Annotated in this window: 17 protein-coding genes and 1 pseudogene; 8 read left to right on the forward strand and 10 right to left on the reverse strand. The window is 72.6% G+C overall.

The window, feature by feature from the left end; genetic code table 11:
- Positions 1-40: 40 nt before the first annotated feature.
- A complete protein-coding gene (locus ACFY0T_RS20660) occupies positions 41-1285 on the reverse strand; it encodes a sensor histidine kinase (RefSeq protein WP_388872280.1) in 1245 nt (414 codons plus the stop codon).
- 228 nt (positions 1286-1513) lie between these two features.
- Between ACFY0T_RS20660 and ACFY0T_RS20665 the strand changes: the two genes are divergently transcribed.
- The 4 genes from ACFY0T_RS20665 (at position 1514) to ACFY0T_RS20680 (ending at position 5606) form a co-directional block, all read left to right on the forward strand.
- Positions 1514-1963, forward strand: a complete 450-nt coding sequence (locus ACFY0T_RS20665) for a hypothetical protein (RefSeq protein WP_388872282.1) — start codon at positions 1514-1516, stop codon at positions 1961-1963.
- 38 nt (positions 1964-2001) lie between these two features.
- On the forward strand, positions 2002-2379 hold the full coding sequence (locus ACFY0T_RS20670; RefSeq protein ID WP_388872284.1) for a hypothetical protein: 378 nt from the start codon (positions 2002-2004) through the stop codon (positions 2377-2379).
- A gap of 76 nt (positions 2380-2455) precedes the next feature.
- Positions 2456-3154 carry a response regulator gene (locus ACFY0T_RS20675; RefSeq protein WP_388872287.1) on the forward strand — a complete coding sequence of 233 codons (699 nt, stop codon included), beginning with the start codon at positions 2456-2458 and terminating at the stop codon, positions 3152-3154.
- 64 nt (positions 3155-3218) lie between these two features.
- On the forward strand, positions 3219-5606 hold the full coding sequence (locus tag ACFY0T_RS20680) for a SpoIIE family protein phosphatase (protein ID WP_388872289.1): 2388 nt from the start codon (positions 3219-3221) through the stop codon (positions 5604-5606).
- 31 nt (positions 5607-5637) lie between these two features.
- Here the strand turns inward: ACFY0T_RS20680 and ACFY0T_RS20685 are convergent, their stop codons facing one another.
- Positions 5638-6828: a P1 family peptidase gene (locus ACFY0T_RS20685; RefSeq protein WP_388872292.1), complete on the reverse strand. Its 1191-nt coding sequence runs from the start codon at positions 6826-6828 to the stop codon at positions 5638-5640.
- A gap of 79 nt (positions 6829-6907) precedes the next feature.
- Here ACFY0T_RS20685 and ACFY0T_RS20690 point away from each other — a divergent pair.
- The 3 genes and pseudogenes from ACFY0T_RS20690 to ACFY0T_RS20700 all read left to right on the forward strand — a co-directional run.
- Positions 6908-7139: pseudogene (locus tag ACFY0T_RS20690) on the forward strand (aldehyde dehydrogenase family protein); the annotation flags it as partial.
- Between the two features lie 233 nt (positions 7140-7372).
- On the forward strand, positions 7373-8254 hold the full coding sequence (locus ACFY0T_RS20695; RefSeq protein WP_388872294.1) for a dolichyl-phosphate beta-glucosyltransferase: 882 nt from the start codon (positions 7373-7375) through the stop codon (positions 8252-8254).
- Positions 8251-10449, forward strand: coding sequence for an ArnT family glycosyltransferase (locus tag ACFY0T_RS20700; protein ID WP_388872297.1), 2199 nt, complete (start codon positions 8251-8253; stop codon positions 10447-10449). Before ACFY0T_RS20695 ends, ACFY0T_RS20700 begins: the two co-directional genes overlap by 4 nt.
- A gap of 35 nt (positions 10450-10484) precedes the next feature.
- On the opposite strand, the gene ACFY0T_RS20705 is transcribed toward ACFY0T_RS20700, so the two are convergent.
- Complete coding sequence (locus ACFY0T_RS20705; protein ID WP_388872300.1) at positions 10485-11099, reverse strand: hypothetical protein; 615 nt, start codon at positions 11097-11099, stop codon at positions 10485-10487.
- Positions 11100-11103: 4 nt separating this feature from the next.
- A complete protein-coding gene (locus ACFY0T_RS20710; protein WP_388872303.1) occupies positions 11104-12021 on the reverse strand; it encodes a hypothetical protein in 918 nt (305 codons plus the stop codon).
- Between the two features lie 377 nt (positions 12022-12398).
- Between ACFY0T_RS20710 and ACFY0T_RS20715 the strand changes: the two genes are divergently transcribed.
- A complete protein-coding gene (locus ACFY0T_RS20715; RefSeq protein WP_388872306.1) occupies positions 12399-13412 on the forward strand; it encodes a YbhN family protein in 1014 nt (337 codons plus the stop codon).
- 73 nt (positions 13413-13485) lie between these two features.
- Here the strand turns inward: ACFY0T_RS20715 and ACFY0T_RS20720 are convergent, their stop codons facing one another.
- The 6 genes from ACFY0T_RS20720 to paaA all read right to left on the reverse strand — a co-directional run bounded on the left by ACFY0T_RS20720 (position 13486) and on the right by paaA (position 18024).
- Entirely contained in the window at positions 13486-14160 is a 675-nt protein-coding gene (locus tag ACFY0T_RS20720; RefSeq protein WP_388872308.1) for an alpha/beta fold hydrolase, read from the reverse strand.
- Between the two features lie 140 nt (positions 14161-14300).
- Positions 14301-15419 (reverse strand): 1,2-phenylacetyl-CoA epoxidase subunit PaaE, encoded by a 1119-nt coding sequence (paaE, locus tag ACFY0T_RS20725; RefSeq protein WP_388872311.1) that lies wholly within the window; start codon positions 15417-15419, stop codon positions 14301-14303.
- Complete coding sequence (gene paaD / locus ACFY0T_RS20730) at positions 15419-15934, reverse strand: 1,2-phenylacetyl-CoA epoxidase subunit PaaD (RefSeq protein ID WP_388872314.1); 516 nt, start codon at positions 15932-15934, stop codon at positions 15419-15421. The genes paaE and paaD overlap by 1 nt, the downstream gene beginning before the upstream one ends.
- Entirely contained in the window at positions 15928-16755 is an 828-nt protein-coding gene (paaC, locus tag ACFY0T_RS20735) for a 1,2-phenylacetyl-CoA epoxidase subunit PaaC (protein ID WP_388872316.1), read from the reverse strand. The genes paaD and paaC overlap by 7 nt, the downstream gene beginning before the upstream one ends.
- Positions 16756-16765: 10 nt before the next feature.
- Positions 16766-17062 (reverse strand): 1,2-phenylacetyl-CoA epoxidase subunit PaaB, encoded by a 297-nt coding sequence (gene paaB / locus ACFY0T_RS20740; RefSeq protein WP_388872319.1) that lies wholly within the window; start codon positions 17060-17062, stop codon positions 16766-16768.
- Positions 17059-18024, reverse strand: a complete 966-nt coding sequence (gene paaA / locus ACFY0T_RS20745; protein WP_388872322.1) for a 1,2-phenylacetyl-CoA epoxidase subunit PaaA — start codon at positions 18022-18024, stop codon at positions 17059-17061. The genes paaB and paaA overlap by 4 nt, the downstream gene beginning before the upstream one ends.
- Between the last annotated feature and the right edge of the window lie 31 nt (positions 18025-18055).

The following is an 18055-nucleotide window of genomic DNA, read 5'->3' on the forward strand; positions in this document are numbered from 1 at the left end:
CCCTGAGATGACAAGGAAAGGGAATAGGCGTTCACGCCCGTCAGGAATAGGTGTTCACGCCCGTCCCCACGGCCGGCAGCAGGGCCAGGACCTCCCAGCCGTCGTCGGGGCGCGGTCCGGTGCGCAGTTCGCCGCCGAGTGCGCTGACGCGTTCGGTCAGGCCGACCAGGCCGAATCCGCCGCCCCGGGCGGCGTGCGGCATCTGCGTGCCGCCCCGGCCGTTGTCGCGCACCGTCACGCGCAGGGTGCCGTCCTCGTAGGCCAGGGCGACGGTGACCTCGGTGGCGTCGGCCGCGTGGCGGCGTACGTTCGTGAGCGCTTCCTGGACGACCCGGTGGGCGGCGGCCTGCACCTCGTGGGGCAGGTCCGCGGGCACGGAGGCGTCGCGGCGCAGCTCCGCCTTCGGGCCGATGGGGCCGCCGAAGCCCTCGACCAGGTCCGCGAGTGCCGTCAGGTCGCCCGCCGGGCGGCGGTCGGCGGACTCCGGTCCGGCCATGTCCTCGGGTCCCTCGCGCAGAATGCCGACCGTGCGGCGCATCGAGGCGAGAGCTTCGGTCGCGGCGTGCTCGATGCCCGCAAGCACCGGGTCGAGATTGTCCGGTTCGGTGGTGGCCATCAGCCGTGCCACCTGCGTCTGCACGAGGATGCCGGTGACATGGTGGGCGACGAAGTCGTGCAGGTCGGCGGCCATGGCGAGGCGTTCTGCGCGACGCGTCTCGGTGACCGCGTCGCTGCGCCGCCGGTCGAGGGTGCGCAGGTAGCCGCCGAGTCCGGCGACGATGCCGACCAGCACCACGAGCAGCGTCAGGACCCCGGACAGGCCGCCGAGGTCGTCGTTGGCGGCGCTGAACCTGTACGCACGCAGTGGCAACGCGAGGATCGCGCCGCCGCACAGTACGGAGCACGTGCCCACCCGGCCCGGCGGGCAGGTACGGACGGCGACCATCAACAGGCAGAGCAGGATGGCCACTTCACCGGGCCCGAACTGCGGCATCCCGTCCTGCGGCGTGGCCACCACCGTCAGCACTATGGACGCCGCCACGGGTACGAGGGTGCGCACCTGCGGGCTGAGCCACGCCGGCCGTCGGGCGACCGGCCAGAGAACGGCGGCCAGGCCGAGGACCAGCACCGGGAGCTGTGGCCAGACGGCGAAGCCGGAGGCGCCCGACAGCATCAGGTCCGTCAGGACCAGCAGCACCAGGACGGTGATGCCGACCGCCCGGAGGCAGCCCTGCCGACGGCTCTTGGGGGCGTCGATCCCTTGCACGAGGTACACGCTGCCCACCGTACGGAGGGGGCGGCCCCGAGGGATCGGCCGATCGGCCGACCCTATGGCGTAGGGGCCGCCGGGTGCTGACCGTTCGGCCGAGGCGCGGGGCGCCGCCCGGCGGCGAGAGTCGAGGCGGATCACCTCCCCGGCCTCAGGAGCAGCGGAGGCGGCCTCAAGACTTCCCAGCAGGTCGCGCTGCTCGCTCTGTTCTACGGGGCCTTCTGGATCGTCGGCCCGTGGGTCGTGGACCGGCTCGGCCGCATCCTGGGCCGTTTCGCCCGCCGCCCCGCCACGCTGCTCGCCGCCCGCAGGCTCAGCGACGATCCGCGCGGCGCCTGGCGCACCGTCAGCGGCCTGGTCCTGGCGGGTTTCGTGGCCGGGTTCTTCTCCGTGGCGCACCTCGGCTTCGACGGTTTCGGCTATCGCGGCCAGGTCGCCGTCGTCGCGCCGGCCAACGCGCACCCGTCCGGCACCGTAGGGGAGACCGCCGCCCGTGCCCGCGCGCTGCTGAAGGACGCCGGAGTGACCGCGACCGTACAGGTCCGCACCGGAGATGGGGCCGACGACTCCCTCCTGTTGGGCGGCGACGGCATCACAGCCCAAGTCACCGGCGGACAGGCGCAGTTGGAGACCGCCGTGACAGCGCTGACTCCGCTGAACCCCGCTTCACCGCCGTACACCCGAAGGATCTGACCGGGGTCGACGACGTCGCCGCCGGCCAGCTGCGGGCGATGAGCCGGGCGACCATGGCCCTGGGCTTCGCCGTCGCCACCGCTTCCGCCGGTCTCACGGCCGCCGCGAACGTGCTCGACCGGCGTCGCGTCTACGGCCTGCTGCGCCTGGCCGGCACCCCGCTCAAGGTGCTGGACCGGGCCCGGGTCCGCGAAACCGTGCTCCCGCTGGTGGTGCTCGCCGGAGGCATGACGGGGTCCGGTGTCTACCTCGCGATGCAGCTGAACAAGGCGGGCGGCACCACGATCGACGGCTCCGGCGCGCTGCAGCTGGGCCTCTGCGTCGTCGTCGGCGCCGCCGCGATGTTCGCCGCGATCGGCGCCAGTCGCCCACTGCTGCGGGCTGTCACCGACGATCCGGCGCAGCAGCCGGACTGAGACGCCGGCGAGGAACGACCATGGCACCGGCCGTTCCGCCTACGTCGCGCACGGCGCCCTCGGGCATGATGCGCTCATGACCGACCGCAGCCCGATCCGTGTGCTGATCGCCGACGACCAGGACATGGTCCGCACCGGCTTCCGTTTCTTCCTCGACGCCCAGCCGGACATCACGGTGGTCGCCGAGGCCCGGGACGGGGAGGAGGCGGTGACGCTGGCGCGGCGGCTGCGGCCCGACGTGTGTCTGCTGGACATCCGGATGCCCAAGCTGGACGGCCTGGAGGCCACCCGGCTGCTGGCCGGGCCGGGCGTCGCCGATCCGCTGCGGGTCGTCGTGGTCACCACCTTCGACCTCGACGAGTACGTCTACGGGGCGCTCAACGGCGGTGCCTGCGGCTTTCTGCTCAAGGACGCCGGGCCGACGCTGCTGGCGGAGGCGGTCCGGGCCGCAGCGGTCGGCGACTCGCTGGTCTCCCCCTCGGTCACGGTCCGCCTCCTCAAGCACATCACCACTGCTCAGACGCAGACAGCACCGCAGACGCCGCCCGTGCCCGGGCCGTCGCTGCCTCAGGAGGCCCTGACCGACCGGGAGTTGGACGTCGTACGGCTGGTCGCCCTCGGCCACACCAACGCCGAGATCGCCGCTTCGATGTACGTCTCCCTGTCGACCGTGAAGACGCACCTCGCCAGCATCCAGCTCAAGCTCCCGGCGCGAAACCGCGTCGAGATCGCCGCCTGGGCCTGGCGGACCGGCCACGCGGACAGCTCCGTATAGCGCCGTATAGACCGGGTCCGGCCCTGGCTTGATGCCGCTGCCCGATCGGATCATCCTTGTACATATGGTGATATTGCCGGGCGATGCGGGGCGGGCGACCACGGCCGGTGACGCCAGGGCGGTGGTCGACGTACACGGAGTCGTCACGGGCTGGAGCGAGGGCGCTCGCCTGCTGACGGGATACACGACGCGGGAGATCACCGGACGGCCGCTGTCGGAGCTGATGGACGGCGACTGCGACGCGGCATGGCGGGATCTGCGGTCGAGCGGCGGCGCGGTGGTGGCCGTACGGCGTGCGGACGGGCGGCGGACCGAGCTGGCCCTGCGGGCGTGCCCCTGGCAGGGCGACGAGGGGGGACCGCGGGGATACGTGATCACCGCGGTGCCGGACGACGAGGCCCGGGCGCTCGGCGAGCTGGCCTTCCGGCAGGCGTCGGTGTCGATGTCGGTCCTCGACACCGAGCAGCGGTATCTGCGGATGAACGACACGGCGTGCCGGATCATGGGCCGGGCGGCGGCGGAGTTCCTCGGCCGTTCCTACCCCGACACCGTGGAGGACGCGGAGCACAGCCGCGGCTTCCTGCGCCATCTGCGCGAGGTCGTCGAGACCGGTCGGCCCGTGCGCTACGAGAGCTGGACCCGCACGCCCTCCGGGAGGCGGATGCACGCCTGGAGCACCGAGATGTGGCCGCTGCGGGACCCCTCCGGGCAGCTGCTCGGAGTGTCGCTCGCGGCGTTCGACAGCAGCGAGCAGCATGGGGCGCGGCAGCGGCTCGCGCTGCTGAACAAGGCCGCCACCAGCATCGGTACAAAGCTGGACGTGATCCACACCGCCCGCGAGCTGGCCGAACTGGCGGTGCCCCGGCTCGCGGACTTCGCCAGCGTCGACCTCTTGCACTCGGTGCTGGCGGGCGAGGAACCCGCCGCCGGCCCGGAGGCCGGCGAGCTGCGGCTGCGCCGTGTCGCCCACCACTCCCGCACCGCCGGAGTGCCCGAGGCGGCGATCGACCTGGGCGCCGCGGACGTCTATCCGCCCTCCTCGCCGCCCGCCCGCGCGCTGGCCACGGGCGACCCGGTGGTCACCAGAACCGGCGAGGCGGACCTCGACGTCTGGCTCGCACGGCACCACGACCGGGCCGCCAAACTGCGCGAGAACGACAACCGCGACTTCTCGCTGATGGCCGTACCGCTGGTGGCGCGCGGTACGACCCTCGGGGTGGCCGTCTTCGTCCGGCTGCTCACTCCACAGAGTCCCGATCCCTTCGGCCAGGACGACGTGTCCCTGGCGCGGGAGCTGGCCAGCCGCGCCGCCGTCTGTGTGGACAACGCCCGCCGGTACACCCGGGAGCACACGACCGCGCTGGCCCTGCAGCGCAGTCTGCTGCCGCAGGTCGTGACGGACCAGGCGGCGGTCGAGTTCGCCTCCCGCTACCTTCCGGCGCTGTCCCAGGCGGGCGTCGGCGGCGACTGGTTCGACGTGATCCCGCTGTCCGGCACCCGGGTGGCGCTGGTCGTCGGAGACGTCGTCGGACACGGCATCCACGCCTCCGTCACCATGGGACGGCTGCGTACGGCGGTATGGACGCTGGCCGATGTCGACCTGCCCCCGGACGAGCTGCTCACCCACCTCGACGACCTCGTCGGGCATCTGGCGGCCGACGAGAGCGGGGTGGGCGCCGAGATCGGCGCGACCTGTCTGTACGCGGTGTACGACCCGGTCTCCCGCCACGTCACGATCGCCTCCGCCGGGCATCCGCCGCCGGCCGTGCTGTATCCGAACGGAACCGTCGAGGTCGTCGGGGTGAGCGCGGGGCCGATGCTCGGGGTCGGCGGCCTCCCGTTCGAGTCCACCGAACTGGACATGCCCGAAGGCGCCGTACTCGCCCTCTACACCGACGGTCTCATCGAGGCCCGCGACCTCGACGTGGACGCGGGCACCGCCGCGCTGTGCACCGCCCTGGCGACCCCGGCCGGAAACCTGGAGGACGCCTGCGACAACGTCCTCAAGGCCCTGCTCCCGGAGCGCCCCGCCGACGATGTGGCCCTGCTGCTCGCCCGCACCCGCGCCCTGGACACCGGGCAGGTCGCGGTCTGGGACCTGCCCGCCGACCCGGCGGTGGTGGCCACCGCCCGGCAGAACGCCACCGAGCAGCTCGCCGACTGGGGGCTCGACGAGGCCGCCTTCGTCACCGAACTCGTCGTCAGCGAACTCGTCACCAACGCCATCCGCTACGGCGGCGCCCCCATCCAGCTCCGGCTCATCCGCAACCGCGCCCTCATCTGCGAGGTCTCCGACGCCAGCAGCACCTCGCCCCACCTGCGCCGGGCCCGCACCTACGACGAGGGCGGCCGCGGCCTCCTCCTCGTCGCCCAGCTCACCGACCGCTGGGGCACCCGCCCGACCGGCACCGGAAAGACGATCTGGGCCGAACAGCCGCTTCCCGTCCAGTAGTTACGCCATCGAGCGATGCCGGCGGCGGCCGTCACGATGTCCGACCGCCCGTCACCTGCCCTCCGTACAGGTCCCGGTAGGACGGGAAGACGCCGCCCGGGCCGTCCACGCCCTCGGCGGAGAGGGCCGCGTGCACCACGGCCCGGGTGACGACGTCCGCGCCCGCCGCGAGGACCGCGTTGAGTTCCGCGGTCTCCGTATGGGCGCCCCAGCCGGTGGTGTCGGCGTGCTCCGGCAGCAGCGCGCGGCCTCCGGTGGACAGGGCGAAGACCGTGTCGCCGTCGGTGAGCAGATGCACCGGACGGATCGCCCGGGCGAGTCCGTCGTGGGCGGTGCCGGCCAGCTTCTGCGCCTGCGCGCGGGTGAGTGCCGCGTCGGTGGCGACCACCGCCAGGGTGGTGTTGAGCGGGCGCGCCGTGTCCGCCTTGCGCCGCAGGGACTCCTCGCCGGCCGCGGCCAGCCGTTCGCGCGCCCGGAGGTGTACGTCCTCGGCGGGCGTCCCGGCGGACAGGCCCCGTTCGCGGAACTCCTCGCCCAGGGCCGTCCAGGCGCCGTACAGGGCCCCGGTGTCGGGGTCGAGGACCGAGCCGGCCGCGTTCACCGCCGCCAGCGCGGCCACCGTCACCCCCGACGGCAGCAGCACGCTCGCCGTGCCGATCCCGCCCTTGACTCCGCCCGCCGTCGCGCCGGTGCCCGCGCCCACGCAGCCCTGCGGCACCGGGGAGCCCTCCGTCGTGCCGGCCGCCGCCTCGACGGCCGCCCGTCCGAAGGCCGCCCCGGGCCGGGCCCGCCAGTCGCCGCCGCGCCCGAGGTCGAAGAGGGTGGCGGCGGGCACCACGGGGACCACCTGGGACGGATCGGCGCCCACGCGGAAGCCGCGCCCCTGGTCCTCCAGCCAGGCCACCACGCCGCTCGCCGCGTCCAGTCCGAAGGCGCTGCCACCGGTCAGCACCACGGCGTCGATGCGGTCGACCAGGTTCCGCGGATCCAGTGCGTCGGTCTCCCGGGTCCCCGGGCCGCCGCCGCGCACGTCGACCGCGGCCACCACGCCGCCCTCGGGCGCGAGGACCACGGTGACGCCGGTCAGCCAGCCGTCACCGGCGCGCTGGGCGTGGCCGACCCGCAGGCCCGCGACATCCGTCAGCGCGTTCAGCGGCCCGGTCCGCGGCCGCCCGGACCCCTCGGACCCTTCGGACCCCTCGGACCCCTGGTGCACGCTCATTCGATCTCCCTCCTGGAGAAGTCGTCCCCATTCCATCAACTGCCGCCATGTCATGCGCGCGCAAGTGCGACGCCCGCGGAGCGCGGGCGTCATCACCGAGAACCTGGCGACGGGCCTGCAGGTCGCCGCCCGCCTCCGTACCGGCATCGTCCACGTCAACGACCAGTCAATCGGCGACGAACCGCAGGCCCCGTTCGGCGGCGTGGAGCTCCGGCTACGGCCGCTTCGACGGGCAGGCGGGCGCCGAGGCGTTCACGGACACCCGGTGGGTGACCGCCCAGGCCGTGGGCCACGCGCACTTCCCGATCTGACGGATCCGTGCCCGGACGCCAGGCCGACTCCTCCGCGTCCGGGCACACGCACCACGAGTCGGCCGGCGGGCTCGCGGGCACCGCTTCCTCCATCGTGCGCAATTGCCGTTGCCCGGCGGTTCCTTGCGGCCCGGCGTGACCCGGCTGTGGGAAAGCTGTGAGTTCCCTGATTCTCATCCTCCCCTCAGCGCGGACTCACCGATGCCCCAGACGCGGCCCGGATGGTCGCTGCCATGAACGAAAAGAACGCGGGAGGCGTCCGGCAGCGCTCGGTAGAGATCGTTGTGCCGGTCTACAACGAGGCTCATGTCCTCGCCGACAGCATCGGCCGTCTCCACGCATACCTCGAAGCCTCCTTCCCGTTCCCGTTCCGGATCACCGTCGCCGACAACGCGAGCACGGACGCCACCTGGCAGCAGGCGAACGACCTGACGCACCGACTCCCGCACGTGCACGCCGTCCACCTGGACGCCAAGGGCCGGGGCCGTGCCCTGAAGCACGTGTGGAGCCAGTCGACGGCGGACGTGGTCGCGTACGTGGACGTCGACCTGTCCACCGGCCTCGAAGGTTTCCTGCCGCTGGTCGCGCCCGTGCTGTCCGGCCACAGTGACCTGGCCATCGGCAGCCGGCTGCACCGTCAGGCGGCGGTGGTGCGCGGCCCGAAGCGCGAGTTCATCTCCCGCTCCTACAACCTGCTGCTGAAGCTGGGTCTCGCCGCCCGCTTCTCGGACGCCCAGTGTGGCTTCAAGGCCGTACGCACCGAGGTCTTCCGCGCGCTCGCCCCGCACATCGAGGACAACGCCTGGTTCTTCGACACCGAACTGCTGGTGCTCGCCGAACGCAACCGGCTGCGCATCCACGAGGTGCCGGTCGACTGGGTCGACGACCCCGACAGCCGGGTCGACCTCGTCCGTACCGCCGTGGACGACCTCAAGGGCGTGGGCCGGATGCTGAAGCGCTGGGCGACCGGCCGAGCCAGGGTCGCCGCCGTACCGCGCCGGGTCAGTGTCCCGCAGGTGCCGGCCACCCGTCAGACCGCCGAGGTCCTGCCCGTTCGGGCGGGCGCCGACGCGAGCCCCTCTTCCCGCCCGGAGAACCTGGAGTACGCGTCATGACGACCCTCGCCCCACCGCCCACGTCATCTCAGGGCAGCAGGCACCGGGCCGCCCCGCCCGCCGACGGCGGCCTCGCCGCCCCCGCCCGCGGGCTCTTCACCGGCCCCGCCGAGGATCCGCGCTGGACCCGCCCCGCCCTGTGGGCGATCCTCGTCCTGGCCACGGCCCTGTACGCCTGGAACCTCTCCTCCCTCACGGGCAACACCTTCTACAACGCCGCCGTCTACAGCGGCACCAAGAGCTGGAAGGCGTTCTTCTTCGGCGCCCTGGACTCCGGCAGCTTCATCACCGTCGACAAACCGCCGTTCGCCCTGTGGGTGATGGGGCTGTCGGCCCGCGTCTTCGGCTACGGCACCTGGCAGTTGATGCTGCCGATGGTCGCGGTGGGCACGGGATCGGTGGCCCTGCTGCACCGGCTGGTCAAGCGTGACTTCGGCCCGGTGGCGGCGACGATCGCCGCACTGGCGCTGGCCCTCACCCCGATCACCGTCGCCATCACCCGCGACACCAACCCCGACCCGATCCTGGTCTTCCTGATGCTGCTCGGCGCGGCGGGCCTGCTGAAGGCCGTCCGCACCGGCCGGCTGATGCCCCTCGTCTGGTCCGCCGTCGCGATCGGCTTCGCGTTCAACACCAAGATGATGCAGGCGTACGTCGTCCTGCCGGCCTTCTTCCCGGTCTACCTCTGGGCCGCTCACGGCAGCCTCGGCAGGCGGATCCGCCACCTCGCCGTCGCCACGGTGGCCCTGGTCGTCTCCAGCGCCTGGTGGATGGTGATCGTCGACCTGATCCCGGCGTCCTCCCGCCCCTACATCGGCGGCTCGACCGACAACACCGTCTGGGACCTGGTCATCGGCTACAACGGCTTCGGCCGCATCTTCGGCGCCAGTTCGTCGGTGGGTTCGCAGGGCAACGGCGCGAGCTTCGGCGGCGAGGCGGGCATCTACCGGCTGTTCAACGAGATCATGGGCGGCCAGATCTCCTGGCTCATCCCCTTCGCCGCCATCGCCCTGATCGCGGGTCTCATCCTGCGCGGCCGAGCCCCCCGCACGGACGCCCAGCGCGCGGCCCTCGTGCTCTGGGGCGGCTGGTTCGTCCTGCACTATCTGACCTTCGCCCTCGCCGAGGGCACCTTCCACCCGTACTACGTCACCGCCATGGCCCCCGGCATCGCGGCCCTGGCGGGTGCCGGCGGCGTGCTCCTGTACCGGGCGTTCCGTGCGGGCTCGGCGGCGAAGTGGGGCTGGGTCCTCCCGGCCGCCGTCGCGGCGAGCGCGGTCAGGGCGATCGTCCTGCTCCAGCGGGTCTCGGGTTCCGGGACGCTCTACACCGTCGCCGAGACCGTGGTCGGCGTCGCGGGCACGGTCGCGGTGCTCGGTCTGCTCGCCGGACGGTTCCTGAAGCGGCAGCGGCTGCTGGGCTTCGCCGCGCTGGCGGCCGTCGTCGCGCTGCTGGCCGGCCCCACGGCGTACTCGCTCTCCGCGGCCACCGGCACCTCCAGCAACGGCACCAACCCGACGGCGGGCCCGAACACCGGCGGCGGAATGGGCGGTATGGGCGGCGGCCCGAGCGGCGGCGGCAGCAAGGGCACCACGGGCGGCGAGGCACCGACCGGCACCGGCGGCAAGAGCGGCACCGGCGGCCAGTCCATGGGGGAGCCGCCGACGGGCAACGGCTCGTCGTCCACGGCCGAGTCCGGCACCAAGCCGAGCGAGAGCCAGGCGGGCGAGAGCCAGGCGGGCGAGAGCCAGGCGGGCGGCGGCGGTGGCCAGATGGGCGGCGGCAGCCAGGTCACGTCAGACATGATCACGTATCTGAAGAAGCACCAGGACGGCGCCACCTGGCTGCTGGCGGTGGCCACCGACCAGACCGCGTCCTCGATCATCCTGGAGTCCGGGCAGCCCGTCATCTCCATGGGCGGCTGGTCCGGCAGCGACAACGCCATGACCCTGGCCAAGCTCAAGAGCCTGGTGAAGTCCGGCAAGCTGCACTACATCATGATCAGCAGCACCGGTGGCGGACAGGGCACCGACTCCGAGATCGCCACCTGGGTCGCGCAGCACGGCACCGCCGTCAAGTCCTCGGCGTACACCTCCAGTTCGTCGTCGACCTCGACGAGCAGCTCAACGTCGTCCTCGTCGTCCTCGTCGAGCGCCGGCGGTCTGTACCGCCTGGACGCCTCCGACGTCAGCTGAGCAGACGGCACACCACCCCCGGCCCCGCCCGATGACTATCGGGCGGGGCCCCCGCATGGCGCCGTCGCCGACCGCGCCGGTACGAGACGCACCTGGTTCGCGGGCAGCTTCACCGGTTGCTCGGTCGCCCGGTCCCACAGGACGGCCGTGCCGTCGACGACCCCGAACGACAGGTAGGGCCTTGCGGGTCGGAGCCGGGGCCCCTCTCCGGAGAGCCGGGACACGGACACCACGGACTCGACGCATGTCCACTCAGGCTGGACACCGAAGTAGGAGGGCGGGTCCTCACCGCGCTTGACAGCGGCGGTCGTCCGGTCCACGGCGATCCCGGCCGAGTCCAAGGCGAGGCTCGCGGCCCCGCCGAGCATGAGGATCAGCAGCAGGACGTAGAGGACGACGTTGAACCCGTCGCCGGGCGTGGCGTAGAAGTGATGCCGGTGCCGGGCGTAGCCCCACCAGGCGGGTACCGCCATGACCACGCTCAGCAGGACCAACAGCTTGACGGCGGCGGCCACTTGCCAGATGCCCGGAACGTCGAGGTCGTCCGGCGCCAGATCGAGCCCGTCCGCGTACAGGGCGTGCAGGACGGACCCCGCGGCGATGAACGACGAGGCGGCCGGCGTCACCACGAGCGGCACCGCCCAGGCCACCCACTCACCCCACGTCCACTGCCGCACGAGCAGCCGCAGGCCACCGAGTACGGCGACCAGGGCGACGGTGACCAGGACCCTGCATTCGCGTCCAACCGTGCCCGTGCTCGTCGAGCAGGCCGAGCGCCATGGCGGCGAACACCCCCACCGCCACGGCCGCGATGACTCCGCCCGCCAGCCGCCCCCGCCGATACAGCCGCGTCCCCGACCACAGCGCGCCCGCCAGGCCGAGCACCACCACACCGCACCAGAACCAGAGCGCCGACCCCTCGCGTCCGGACGCGAACACCAGCGAGGCGGCGGCGAGGAGCGTCCAGCAGACCATCCGGAACAGGCGGCGTTCCCCCTCCTCCTCCGGCCAGTACCCCACGTTCGCGCGCCACCTCCCGTCCAGTGGGCGCACGGCCACCGGCGTCGACGCGACATAGCCCGACGTGCCGTCGGCGCGGGCGAGGCGCAGCGCCTGCGCGGGTCTCCCGGACACCCGTACGTCCGTGTCGTACCGCCCGAGCCGCACGGCATACCGGTCGACGAGCCGACGCAGCCGGGAACCGCGCCCCGCCCGCCGGTGGGCAGTGCTGAAGACCTTCCAGTGGCTGAACATCTCCCGGTCACGCACCAGAGGTTCGGCACGACGCACATAGGCTTCGAGACGTGCGGCCCGCATCACTTTGCGCACCCGGTGCGAGGCGCCTCGGTCACACCCCCGGGCAGCTCCGAAGAGCCGTACCTCCACCTCGTACACACGTGAGGTGGGATCGGGCGGCAGCACACCCCTCAACGGCCCCTCGCCGCACGGATGATGACCTCGCAGGGGCCAGCCGTGCGCATCGAAACGCCGCTCGGCCTCCTCCCAGTCATGCGCCCCGCCCCGGACCTCGACCAGCACCAACACCCGCTGGTCGTATCGCACTTGCGCCACGTGGCTCTCTTCCCCTCCGCCTGCGAGCTCTCGCGGAACGATATGGTCGCAGCCGGTTCACGCGGCGGCGAGCCGTACGAACGAGTGCGCCGAGCGCCCCGCTTCTCGCGGCGACGGGCGCGGACGCGCACACCACCGACACACACCGCTCGACGCGCACGCCCACCGGCACACACCGCTCGACCCGCACACCCACCGCCCCGGGCTCGGCTCGCGTCCGGCGTCGGCAGCGTCGCCCAGCCGCCAGCGCTCCTTCGGCTCCCGGACACTATGGCGTCACACCGGGCGGGCACGTTTCCGCCGTCCCCTCCTGCCTCGCCTTGTATCCGTCTCGCCCCGCACCGCGCGGGACGTGACGTGGAAGGACGACGTGCGCCGTGTCCCTGCTCCCGCTCGATGACCTCCCCGGGCCGCTCCCCCGGCCGCTCCCCGCCCCCGTCCGCTCCCCCTCCGCCTCCGCCGCACGCCTCGCCGGCCGGGTGCTGAGCCTCCTCCCGCTGCTGCTGATCGGAGCGTGGGCGGCGGTCGACTGGCACGCGGTGTCCGACGGCGCCGCCCGGCTGGCCTCCGCCGACCCCCGGTGGCTGCTGACCGGGGTCTTCTTCACCTGCCTGGGCTGGGTGGCCGCCGCGTGCGTCCGGCAGGGGGCCATACCGGAGAGGCTTCCGCCGGGGCCGCTGCTCGCGTCCCAGTTCGCCGCCGGGGCCGCCAACCATGTGCTTCCGGCGAGCATCGGCGCCCATGCCGTCACCCTGCGCTTTCTGCAGCGCCGCGGCATACCCCTCGCGCGGGCCACCGCCTCGCTCGCCCTGTACTCGCTGATCAAACCGATCGCGAAGACGCTGGTACTCCTCGTGTTCCTCGTGGCCTTCCCCGACCTGCTGCGGCTGGGTGAACTCGTCCCGGACGAGCGGACGTTGCTCCTGGCGGCCGGGAGCGTGACGATCGGTCTCGCCGCGCCGGCCCTGCTCATGGCGGTGGTACGTCCGCTGCGTCGCCCGATCCTCGCCTTCGTACGCACCGCTCTGACCGACGTACGGCTGCTGCACTCCCGTCCCAGCCGCGTCCTCGCCCTCTGGGGCGGGGCTGCCGTCGCCCCGGTGCTCCAGGCGAGCGTGATCGCCTCCGTGGGGGCCTCGCTCGGCCTGCCGCTGTCGTGGGCGCAGGTGGTCTTCGCGTTCCTCGCCGCCAGCACGGCGGTCGGGGCCGTGCCCGCGCCGGGCGGCATCGGCCCCGTGGACGCGGCGCTGGTGTTCACCATGGTCACGTTGGGCGCCCCCATGGACCTGGCCACGGCGACCGTCATCGGCTACCGCGTCCTGACGGTCTGGCTCCCCCTGCTGCCGGGCGCCCTCGTCCTCTCGGCCCTCCTCCACCGAAAGGTGCTGTGACCATCCGAAGTCACGCAAGGACCCAGGAGCGCTCTTCGGCCGAAGCCGAACCGGAACGACGGCCCACCGTTCTTCAGGGCAGATACTCGATCAGCCGGTCCACGAGATCGACGGGGCGCGACAGCGCGACCAGGTGACCGCCGGGGACCTCGTCAGCCTCGATCCCGAGACGGTCGCGGGCCACTCGGCGCTGGAACTCGAGGGGGAAGAACCGGTCTTCGGCGGCGGCCAGCACGCGCGTGGTCACGTCCGGCCATCGTTCGATGCCGCAGGGCTGGCCGAACGCGATGTCGGCCTCGGGCCGCTCATGCGCCGCACCGGCGGCGGCGACCTCTGCCGGCACGTCGTGCAGGAAGTAGGCAGCCAGATCGAACTCCGCTGAGTATCCGCCCGCCTCGGCTGCCGCGACACGGGCCGCCGGCGATCCGGTGTTGTCCCACCACTGTCCGGGCGTCTCGCCCGGCAGCGGGATCATCGCGTTGACCAGCACCAGCAGACCTACTGGCACGCGAGCGCAGACCATCGGGGCGGTGAAGCCGCCCATCGACTGGGCCACCAGCACGACGTCATCGCGATCCCCGATCGCGGCAACGACCGCGTCGGCGTATTCGGGCAGCCCCGCGGACTCGTCGGCGCCGGGCAGATCGACCGCGACCGCCGCGTGGCCCCTGGCCTGCAGCTCGGGCACCACACGATGCCAGTACCAGGCCGCACCCCCGGCTCCGGGAATCAGGACGAACACGCTCATCCTTCACCTCATCTGCTGCGTTCTCAGAACATTCGGACTCAGAACATTCAGACGATCGGGAACGACGAGATTCATCGGTCGCGACGGTACCGGCAGCCGTTCGGCACTCGAGGCACGTACGACCGCCGCTCACGGACGGATCAACTGTCGTAGTCGACGGCCAGGGTCTCGGAGACCGGGTACGACTGGCAGGTGAGGACGTAGCCCGCGTCGACCTCGGCGGGTTCGAGGGCGAAGTTGCGGCGCATGTCGGCCTCGCCGTCGGTGACGAGGGCGCGGCAGGTGCCGCAGACGCCGCCCTTGCAGGCGAAGGGCAGGTCGGGGCGGGTCCTCTGGGCGCCGTCGAGGATGGTCCGCCCGCGTGGGAGGGCGGAGGTCGTGGAGCGGCCGTCGAGGGTGATGGTGACCTGGCTGACCGGTCCTTCGGCGGCGGCGTCCTCGTGGTGCACTTCCCGTACGGGCTCGTCGTCGGCGTAGAACAGCTCCTGGTGGACGCGCTCGCCGGGCACCTCGAGACCGTCGAGGACCTGCTGGGCGTCGCGGACCAGGCCGTGCGGGCCGCACAGCCACCAGTGATCGGCGGCCTTCACGTCGACCAGCGAGTCGATGAGCGCCGAGAGCCGCTCGGCGTCGAGGCGCCCGGAGAGCACCTCGGCCTCGCGGGGCTCGCGGGACAGCACGTGGGCGAGGTGGAACCGGGTCGGGTACAGGTCCTTCAGGTCGGCCAGCTCGTCGGCGAACATCACCGTGTCGGTGCGCCGGTTGCCATAGAAGAGGGTGACGGTCGAGCGGGAGTCCGCGGCCAGCACGGATTCGGCGATGGACAGCATGGGCGTGATGCCGGAGCCCGCCGCGATCAGCACATGGTGGCCGGGGGTGGTGAGGTCGGGGGTGAAGGCGCCGGTGGGGGCCATCACCTCGACGGTGTCGCCGGGGCGCACGTCCCGCACCAGCCAGGACGAGAACAATCCGCCCGGCACCACCCGCACACCGATGCGCGGCACCGATCCGGCGGGCGAGCAGATGGAGTACGAGCGGCGCTCGTCGCGGCCCTCGATCGCGCGCCGCAGGGTCAGCGACTGGCCGGGCGCGAAGGCGAACTCCTCGGCCAGCTCCTCCGGAATGTCGAAGCTGACAGCCGCCGCGTCGTCGCACAGCGGCTGGACGGCGGCGACCCGCAGGGCGTGGAAGGCCGGACGGCGGCGGGTACGCGGACGTACCGCCGGGGCGGGGGCGGCCGGGCCCAACAGGTCTTCCATCAGATCTCCTTGACGTACTCGAACGGTTCCAGGCAGGCGCGGCAGCGCCACAGCGCCTTGCAGGACGTGGCGGCGAAGCGGGAGGTCTCCTCCGTGTCCGCCGAGCCGCACCGCGGGCACGCCACCACCCGTCGGGTGGGGGCCAGCACCAGCGGCACCGGTCCGGCCGCCCGGCGGGGTGCGGCCCCTGGAGGGGCGATCCCGTGTTCGGCGAGCTTGCGGCGGCCCTCCGCCGTGATCCAGTCGCTGGTCCACGGCGGGTCCAGAACGGTACGGATCTCCACGCGCGCGTACCCCGCGTCGCGCAGCCGGGCGGCCACGTCCGCGCGCATCTCGGCCATCGCCGGGCAGCCCGAGTACGTCGGCGTCAGGCTCGCGACGACCGTACCGTCCGGGGCGACCGACACCTCGCGCAGCACGCCCAGGTCGGCCAGGGTGAGCATGGGCAGCTCCGGGTCGGGCACCTGCTCGGCGATGTGCCGGGCCCGCCGCGCGTCCGTCAGTACGGTCACCATGTCGCCTCCGGATGGGCACGCGCCACGCTCTGCAACTCGGCCAGCAGCGGCGCGAGATGCTCGGTGTGGGCGCCGTCGCGGCCGGCCCCGGGCAGCGGCCGGTACACGGGCATGGGCAGTCCGGCCGCCTCGGTGACCTGGCGCAGGACCGCGACGACCTCGTCCCGTACGTCGTACGCCGTGAACAACTCACCCAAGTAGGGGGCGACTTGCTCCAGGGCCGTACGCATCCGCCGGTGGGACTCCTCCGTACCGTCACCGAGCCGCACCGCCCACTCGGCCGCGTACTGCCGGTGGTAGGTAAGCTCCTTGACGCCCTTCGCCGCGATCGCCGCCAGGACCGGGTCGGGGTGCGACGTGAGCTGCTCGAAGTGCGCGAGGCGCCAGCTGGACAGCACCAGCAACCGCACGATCGAGAACGCGAAGTCGCCATTGGGCAGCTCCGCCAGGCGTACGTTCCTGAAGTCCTCGGCGTCCCGGAAGTAGGCGTACGCGTCCTCGCCGCGCCCGGTGCCGTCGACCTGGCCGGTGCGCGCGTACATCAGGCGGGCCTGGCCGAGCAGGTCGAGGCCGATGTTGGCGAGCGCCACCTCCTCCTCCAGCTCGGGGGCGCGGGTGGTCCACTCGGCCAGCCGCTGGGCCGAGACCAGGGCGTCGTCGGCGAGGGCCGTGCAGTCCGCGGCCAGCCGGCCGACGTCGATGCCCTCGGGCACGGCGGTGTCCACGCCGTGCAGGGGGTCCTCGAAGCCGGTGCCGTACGCCCAGCGGGTGTCGTCCTCGTGTCCCTCGGCGAGGGTCATGTAGACGTGATCGTCACTCATGCCCTGCTCCTCAGATGTGCGGGACGTCGTCGGGGATGTCGTAGAAGGTCGGGTGCCGGTACACCTTGTCGGCACTCGGCGCGAAGAACGGGTCCTTCTCGTCGCGCGTGGACGCGGCGATGTGCTCCGAGCGCACCACCCAGATGCTCACGCCCTCGTTGCGCCGGGTGTACAGGTCGCGCGCGTGGGTCAGGGCCATCTCGTCGTCGGCGGCGTGCAGCGAGCCGACGTGCACATGGTTGAGGCCGCGCTTGCCGCGCACGAACACCTCGTACAGCGGCCAGTTGCCCTTGCTGGTGTCACTCATGCCGCCGCTCCCTTGTGCGCTCGCTCGCTCTGCTTGGCCGCGTGGGCGGTGGCCGCCTCGCGCACCCAGGCGCCCTCCTCGTGGGCGGTCCTGCGCCGGGCGATCCGCTCGGCGTTGCACGGGCCGCCGCCCTTGATGACGCGCATCAGCTCGTCCCAGTCGGGGGTGCCGAAGTCGTGGTGCCCGCGCTCCTCGTTCCAGCGCAGCTCGGGGTCGGGCAGGGTGACGCCCAGCTTCTCGGCCTGCGGGACGGTCATGTCGACGAACCGCTGGCGCAGCTCGTCGTTGCTGTGCCGCTTGATCTTCCAGGCCATGGACTGGGCCGAGTTGGGCGAGTTGTCGTCGGGCGGGCCGAACATCATCAGCGAGGGCCACCACCAGCGGTCCACCGCGTCCTGGACCATCGCGCGCTGGGCGTCGGTGCCGCGCATCATCGTCAGCAGCAGCTCGTACCCCTGCCGCTGGTGGAACGATTCCTCCTTGCAGATCCGCACCATGGAGCGCGCGTACGGCCCGTACGAGCTCCTGCACAGCGGCACCTGGTTGCAGATCGCCGCGCCGTCGACGAACCAGCCGATCACTCCGACGTCGGCGAAGCTCAGGGTCGGGTAGTTGAAGATCGACGAGTACTTCTGGCGGCCCTCGATCAGCCGCTCCGTGAGGTCGGCGCGGTCGGCTCCCAGGGTCTCGGCCGCCGAGTACAGGTACAGACCGTGGCCGGCCTCGTCCTGGACCTTCGCGAACAGGATCGCCTTGCGGCGCAGGGACGGCGCGCGGGTGATCCACTCGCCCTCCGGCTGCATGCCGATGATCTCCGAGTGCGCGTGCTGCGCGATCTGCCGGACGAGCGTCTTGCGGTAGCCGTCCGGCATCCAGTCACGCGGCTCGATCCGCTGGTCACGCGCGATCGTCGCGTCGAAGTGCTCCTGGAGTGGCGCCTCGGCGGAGTGTGTCGTGGTCATCGATACCAGCTTCCCTACCGACCATTCGTTC

This window comes from Streptomyces sp. NPDC001530 (assembly GCF_042894545.1).
Taxonomy (GTDB): domain Bacteria; phylum Actinomycetota; class Actinomycetes; order Streptomycetales; family Streptomycetaceae; genus Streptomyces.

Excerpts from the sequence above, each read along its gene's own strand:
- ACFY0T_RS20700 (WP_388872297.1), top strand. The coding sequence starts at position 8,251 with ATGACGACCCTCGCCCCACCGCCCACGTCATCTCAGGGCAGCAGGCAC.
- ACFY0T_RS20680 (WP_388872289.1), top strand. The coding sequence starts at position 3,219 with ATGGTGATATTGCCGGGCGATGCGGGGCGGGCGACCACGGCCGGTGAC.
- paaC (WP_388872316.1), bottom strand. The coding sequence starts at position 16,755 with ATGAGTGACGATCACGTCTACATGACCCTCGCCGAGGGACACGAGGAC.
- ACFY0T_RS20720 (WP_388872308.1), bottom strand. The coding sequence starts at position 14,160 with ATGAGCGTGTTCGTCCTGATTCCCGGAGCCGGGGGTGCGGCCTGGTAC.
- ACFY0T_RS20675 (WP_388872287.1), top strand. The coding sequence starts at position 2,456 with ATGACCGACCGCAGCCCGATCCGTGTGCTGATCGCCGACGACCAGGAC.
- ACFY0T_RS20695 (WP_388872294.1), top strand. The coding sequence starts at position 7,373 with ATGAACGAAAAGAACGCGGGAGGCGTCCGGCAGCGCTCGGTAGAGATC.
- ACFY0T_RS20685 (WP_388872292.1), bottom strand. The coding sequence starts at position 6,828 with ATGAGCGTGCACCAGGGGTCCGAGGGGTCCGAAGGGTCCGAGGGGTCC.
- paaB (WP_388872319.1), bottom strand. The coding sequence starts at position 17,062 with ATGAGTGACACCAGCAAGGGCAACTGGCCGCTGTACGAGGTGTTCGTG.
- paaD (WP_388872314.1), bottom strand. The coding sequence starts at position 15,934 with ATGGTGACCGTACTGACGGACGCGCGGCGGGCCCGGCACATCGCCGAG.
- paaA (WP_388872322.1), bottom strand. The coding sequence starts at position 18,024 with ATGACCACGACACACTCCGCCGAGGCGCCACTCCAGGAGCACTTCGAC.
- ACFY0T_RS20670 (WP_388872284.1), top strand. The coding sequence starts at position 2,002 with ATGAGCCGGGCGACCATGGCCCTGGGCTTCGCCGTCGCCACCGCTTCC.
- paaE (WP_388872311.1), bottom strand. The coding sequence starts at position 15,419 with ATGGAAGACCTGTTGGGCCCGGCCGCCCCCGCCCCGGCGGTACGTCCG.